The organism is Streptomyces sp. MBT65 (assembly GCF_016612545.1).
Lineage (GTDB): Bacteria > Actinomycetota > Actinomycetes > Streptomycetales > Streptomycetaceae > Streptomyces.
In genome coordinates this window covers 1-5,445 of record NZ_JAENRY010000423.1, presented here as the reverse complement: position 1 = coordinate 5,445, position 5,445 = coordinate 1, and the positions used below count along the sequence as shown (strand labels likewise).

The window sequence follows — 5,445 nt, the reverse complement described above, 5'->3', positions numbered from 1 at the left end:
CCCCCACGCCCACCCCGACCACCATCAACGGCCGGCAGCTCCTGGACGTGAACCCGCCCCAGCCGAAGAGCGTCAGCGACTACATCCAGACTCCCGGAGCCTGGCTCACCTCCCGCACCTACGCCACCGGCGCCCAGGAGGCCGTCACCGGCTACGACCTGACCACCGGCAGGCGCGCCTGGACCGTCCCGCTCTCCGGCGGGCTCTGCGGGGCCTCCCGCACCGTGACCTCCGCCGGTCTCGTCGCCGTCGTGTTCCACGCGACCAAGGACACCGTCAAGAGTCTCTGCACGCGGTTCGCGGTGATCGACGTGAACAAGGGCGTCAAGGTGTGGGAGAAGCCGATCACCGACGAGAGCGTCGGTCTCGGGCTCGGGCTGAACGTCGCGATCAGCGACACCGTCGCGGCGGCCGGCTGGCCCGGCGGGTCCGCCGCCTACGGCACCTCCACCGGCGCCTTCGTGTGGGTCGCCCCGGCCGACGGCTGTACCCAGGAGGAGCACCTCGGCGGTGAGAAACTCCTCACCCTGTCCTACTGCAAGACCTCCGCCGGCATGAAGTTCCGCATCGGCGAGCGCGATCCGGGCACCGGCAAAGCGACGTGGCGGTACGAGGTGCCGAAGGCCAGGGGCGCCTGGCTGGTGTCCAGTGAGCCGCTCGTGCTCGGCCTGCTCCAGAGCGACGACGGCCTGGACGCCGACCAGTTGGTCACCGTCTCCGACGAGGGCAAGGTGCAGTCCACCATCCAACTCGGCGACGACTACGTCGCGGGGTGCGGTGAGGCCGGCGGCTGCGGCGCCACGGTCGTGAGCGGCGACACCGCCTACCTCGGCAGCGACCCCCACAACTACTCCGCGGGCAACCGGATCACCGCTTTCGACCTGACCACCGGCAAGGCCATCCGCAGCTTCCCGGCCCCGGACGACTCGACCCTCGTTCCGGTGCGCGCCGACGGCAAGACCCTCGTCGCCGCGCAGAAGGCCGAACCCACCAGCCCCGCCCGGGTCCTGCGCCTGGACCCCGCCACCGGCAAGAGCGCCACGCTGATGGAGATGCCCGACGAGCTGTCGCTCAACAGCACGCTGCACTCGTTGATCAGCGCCGATGTCAAGGTGCCCATGCTGTACGACGACGGGCGGTTCTTCCTGCACACGGGCAGCGGCTACTACGTGAACCAGACGAGCCCCGATCCGATGACGCTCGCTTTCACGACCTGGTAGGCATCCGTGCGGTCGCGGCGCGCCGGGGCGTGGAACAGGGGCCGGAGGGCAAGACGGTGTGGTGCTAACTGCCACCGCCCGAGCCTGCCCCGGCCCCTGTTTCGACTCCCGCTGGAACTCCCGCCGATGTCAGTGGAAGAAGTGCCGCGTCCCTGTGAAGTACATCGTGACGCCCGCCTTCTTCGCCGCCTCGATCGTCAGCTCGTCGCGGAGCGAACCGCCGGGCTGGACCACGGCCTTGACGCCCGCGTCGGTGAGGACCTCCAGGCCGTCCGGGAACGGGAAGAACGCGTCCGAGGCCGCGAACGAACCGCGTGCCCGCTCCTCCCCCGCCCGCTCGACGGCCAGCTTCGCGGAGTCGACCCGGTTGACCTGGCCCATGCCGACGCCGACCGACGCGCCGTCCTTGGCGAGCAGGATCGCGTTGGACTTCACCGCGCGGCAGGCCTTCCACGCGAAGGCGAGGTCGGCCAGGTCGGACTCGGAGAGCGCCTCGCCCGTCGCCAGCGTCCAGTTGGCCGGGTCGTCGCCGTCGGCCTGGAGCCGGTCGGTGACCTGGAGCAGGACGCCCCCGTCGATCGGCTTGACCTCGACCGCGTTCGACGGACCGCCCGCGGCCTTCAGCACCCGGATGTTCTTCTTCTTGGCGAGGATCTCCAGCGCGCCGTCCTCGTAGCCGGGCGCGACGATGACCTCGGTGAAGATCTCGGCGACCTGCTCGGCCAGCTCCTTCGACACCGGCCGGTTGACCGCGATCACCCCGCCGAACGCGGAGAGCGGGTCGCACGCGTGCGCCTTGCGGTGCGCCTCGGCGACATCCGAACCGATCGCGATACCGCACGGGTTGGCGTGCTTGATGATCGCGACACAGGGCTCGGCGTAGTCGTACGCGGCCCGGCGCGCGGCGTCCGTGTCCGTGTAGTTGTTGTACGACATCTCCTTGCCGTGCAACTGCTCGGCCTGCGCCAGACCGCCGCCACTGCCGTCGACGTAGAGCGCGGCCGGCTGGTGCGGGTTCTCGCCGTAGCGCAGGGTGTTCTCGCGCTCCCAGGTGGCGCCCAGGAAGTCCGGGAACCTCGACTCGTCGACCGGCGCGTACGACGACGCGAACCAGCTCGCCACCGCCACGTCGTACGACGCCGTGTGCTGGAAGGCCTCCGCGGCCAGCCGCTTACGGGTGTTGAGGTCGAAACCGCCGGTCTGTACGGCGTTCAGGACATCGGCGTAGCGGGCCGGGCTGGTGACGACCGCGACCGACGGGTGGTTCTTGGCGGCGGCGCGGACCATCGACGGGCCGCCGATGTCGATCTGCTCGACGCACTCGTCGGGGGACGCGCCCGAGGCGACCGTCTCCCGGAACGGGTAGAGGTTGACGACCACGAGGTCGAAGGGGGCCACGCCCAGCTCGTCGAGCTGCCGGCGGTGGCTCTCCAGGCGCAGGTCGGCGAGGATGCCGGCGTGCACCTTGGGGTGCAGGGTCTTGACCCGGCCGTCCAGGCACTCGGGGAAGCCGGTCAGCTCCTCGACCTTGGTGACGGGGACACCGGCGGCGGCGATACGGGCGGCGGTGGAGCCCGTGGAGACGAGCTCCACGCCCGCCTCGTGCAGGCCGCGGGCCAGCTCCTCCAGGCCGGTCTTGTCGTAGACGCTGACGAGCGCGCGACGGATGGCCCGCTTGCCGCTCTCGATGTTCTCGGCGGTCACTGGATAACTACCTTTCGTCCCTCAATGCGATAGCCGTTGCGGGCGAGCCGCCCCACGACATCGACGAGCAGCGTGCGCTCGACTTCCTTGATGCGCTCGTGCAGAGCGCTCTCGTCGTCCTCGTCCCGGATCTCGACCACGCCCTGAGCGATGATCGGCCCGGTGTCGACGCCGTCGTCGACGAAGTGGACGGTGCAGCCGGTGACCCGGGCGCCGTACGCGAGCGCGTCGCGTACGCCGTGGGCTCCGGGAAAACTGGGCAGCAGGGCGGGGTGCGTGTTCACGACCCGGCCGCCGAAGAGGGCGAGGAACTCCTTGCCCACGATCTTCATGAACCCGGCCGACACGATCAGGTCGGGCTCGTACGCGGCGGTCGCCGCCGCCAGGGCCGCGTCCCACTCCTCGCGGGTCGCGAAGTCCTTCACCTTGCACACGTAGGTGGGCAGCCCGGCGCGCTCGGCGCGGGCCAGGCCCTCGATGCCCTCGCGGTCCGCGCCCACGGCCACGATCTCGGCTCCGTACGACTCGCTGCCGACGGTCTCGACGGCGTCGAGGAGCGCCTGCAGATTCGTACCGGATCCGGAGACCAGCACGACGAGGCGCTTGGCCACGGGCTTGGCGGCCACGGCGGGGCCCTTTCTCGGGGGGGCGACTTCTCGTTCTACGGCCGACTCGTGCGTCCACTCGTACGTCCGCTCGTGCGTTCATACGAATGCTTCGCGCCCCGGGATACGGGGAAGTCTACGAAGCGGCCGACCGTCAGCAACGATACCGGCACACCGGACAGCCCCCACGGGACGGGGGCGTGGCCGGAAGGTAGCGTCTGGGGAGAGCGGGTTCGGGAACGCCGTTGTCGTGCGAGGCGTTCACGAAGTACAGCTCATGTTCGGAGAGACGTATCCATCCAGCACATCCGCCAAGAACATCCACCAAGGGGAAGACGCTCATTTGATGCCGGACCGCAGTCTGCGACTTCTCACGTTCCCGCCGCAGTCGGTGCTGCTCCGGGAGCGGCCCTCGTCGCCGCCCGACGCGCCCGCGGAGGAAAAGAGCGGTGCGGGGCAGGACGACAACCCGTTCGCGCCGCCCCCCGAGGGCACCCCGGACCGCCCGTGGCAGCCGCGGCGCCCGGAGGGTCGCGACGGCGGCGGCGACGCCCCTCAGGGTGACGGCGGTCGTTCGCCCTGGGGCAGTCAGTGGAGCGACCAGCAGCCCGGGCGTTCCCAGGGCGGCTTCGGTGACCGGCCCGGTGGCACCGGCGGGCCCGGCGGACAGGGCGGCCCCGAGGGTCCTGGCGGCGGCCCCGGCCAGGGCGGCATGCGCTGGGACCCGACGGACCCGGCCCAGCGCCGCGCCCGTTACGCCCTGCTGAGCGGCATGTGGGCCTTCTTCTTCGCCCTCTTCAGCTGGCCGTACGTGGCCCTGCTGCTGGGCGCGCTGGCCCTCTACTGGGGCGGCAGCGCCCTGCGCGCCAAGCCCCGCCCCGGCGACCCGGACACCCCGGCCACGCCCGAGACCCAGGCCCGCCCCCAGACGACGGCGGCGGTGAGCGGCCTGGTCACCGCGTCCCTGGCCATCGCCCTGGTCGCCGCGATGTTCGTCTCCCAGCTCGCCTACAGCGACTTCTACACCTGCACGAACGACGCCCTCACCAACGAGGCCAAGCAGTCCTGCAACCAGCTGTTGCCGAAGGATCTGCGGGGCATCCTCGGCACCGCCAACTGACGGACGCCGTCGATCAGTTCAGCTCCGGCTCACCGGGTTCCTCCGGTTGCTCCGGCGGCGTGGACGCCTCCCGCAGGGCCGCCCAACGGGCCTCGCGGGAGGCGTCGTCGTACCAGGGGGTGAGTGAGGGCGGGTCGAACGTCGGGTCGTGGTCGTAGGCGATGTACGGCTGGTCGACGGGGGCCTGGACCGGTACGGGTACGGGCGCAGGCACAGGCACAGGCACAGGCACCGGTTGCTCGGCCTTCGGTTTGCGGGTGAACCAACTCCGGCCGACCGTGAACGACTTCCGGAACCAGGATCCCGTCACCTCGGGCAGTGCCTCCCCCTCCCGCGGCTTCCCGATCGTCGGCGCCGGCACCCGCCGCTCCCGCAGCCGCCACGCCCGCAGCCCCACCGCCGTGGGCACCGCGACCACCGCGATCCACCCCAGCGCCGCTCCCCCGGTCTGCCACCACACCGGCCCGAACCGCGCGAGCGCGGCACCCCCGAGGGGCCCGCCGGACAACTCCGCGAACAGGGCCAGCGCTACGGCACACAGGGCGGCGGCGAGCAACGCGGTGGCGGCGGTGCGGCCTTGCGCCCAAGGAGCCTGGGCCGCGGGGGCCGACGTCGACTGTTGACGGAGCCCGGCGCCGACCGCCCTCCGCCTCCGCTCCTCCGTCAACTCGCCCCCGCCGTCGCCCCGTTGACCCACCGCGACCCGCGCCACGAACCACCCCGCCGTCACCCCGGCCGTCACCGGCACCAGCACGGCGAACCAGTTCAGCGGGGTCCCGGCGCCCGCGTCCGGGAC

5 protein-coding genes are annotated in these 5,445 nt (G+C 71.6%); 2 read left to right on the top strand and 3 right to left on the bottom strand.

What is annotated here, in order from left to right; all coding sequences use genetic code 11:
• Window positions 1-1,220: PQQ-binding-like beta-propeller repeat protein (locus tag JHN63_RS46970; RefSeq protein ID WP_200691262.1), on the top strand; the 1,220-nt coding region annotated here is incomplete at its 5' end.
• Window positions 1,221-1,349: 129 nt separating this feature from the next.
• Here JHN63_RS46970 and purH read toward each other — a convergent pair.
• Together purH and purN are read right to left on the bottom strand one after the other, a co-directional pair.
• Window positions 1,350-2,924 (bottom strand): bifunctional phosphoribosylaminoimidazolecarboxamide formyltransferase/IMP cyclohydrolase, encoded by a 1,575-nt coding sequence (gene purH / locus JHN63_RS46965; RefSeq protein ID WP_200691261.1) that lies wholly within the window; start codon window positions 2,922-2,924, stop codon window positions 1,350-1,352.
• Window positions 2,921-3,550 (bottom strand): phosphoribosylglycinamide formyltransferase, encoded by a 630-nt coding sequence (gene purN / locus JHN63_RS46960; RefSeq protein ID WP_200691260.1) that lies wholly within the window; start codon window positions 3,548-3,550, stop codon window positions 2,921-2,923. Before purN ends, purH begins: the two co-directional genes overlap by 4 nt.
• 325 nt (window positions 3,551-3,875) lie before the next feature.
• Here purN and JHN63_RS46955 point away from each other — a divergent pair, with 325 nt between their 5' ends.
• Window positions 3,876-4,649, top strand: a complete 774-nt coding sequence (locus JHN63_RS46955) for a hypothetical protein (RefSeq protein ID WP_200691259.1) — start codon at window positions 3,876-3,878, stop codon at window positions 4,647-4,649.
• 13 nt (window positions 4,650-4,662) lie between these two features.
• On the opposite strand, the gene JHN63_RS46950 is transcribed toward JHN63_RS46955, so the two are convergent.
• A partial coding sequence (locus JHN63_RS46950; RefSeq protein ID WP_234478756.1) for a DUF6350 family protein occupies window positions 4,663-5,445 on the bottom strand: 783 nt, incomplete at its 5' end.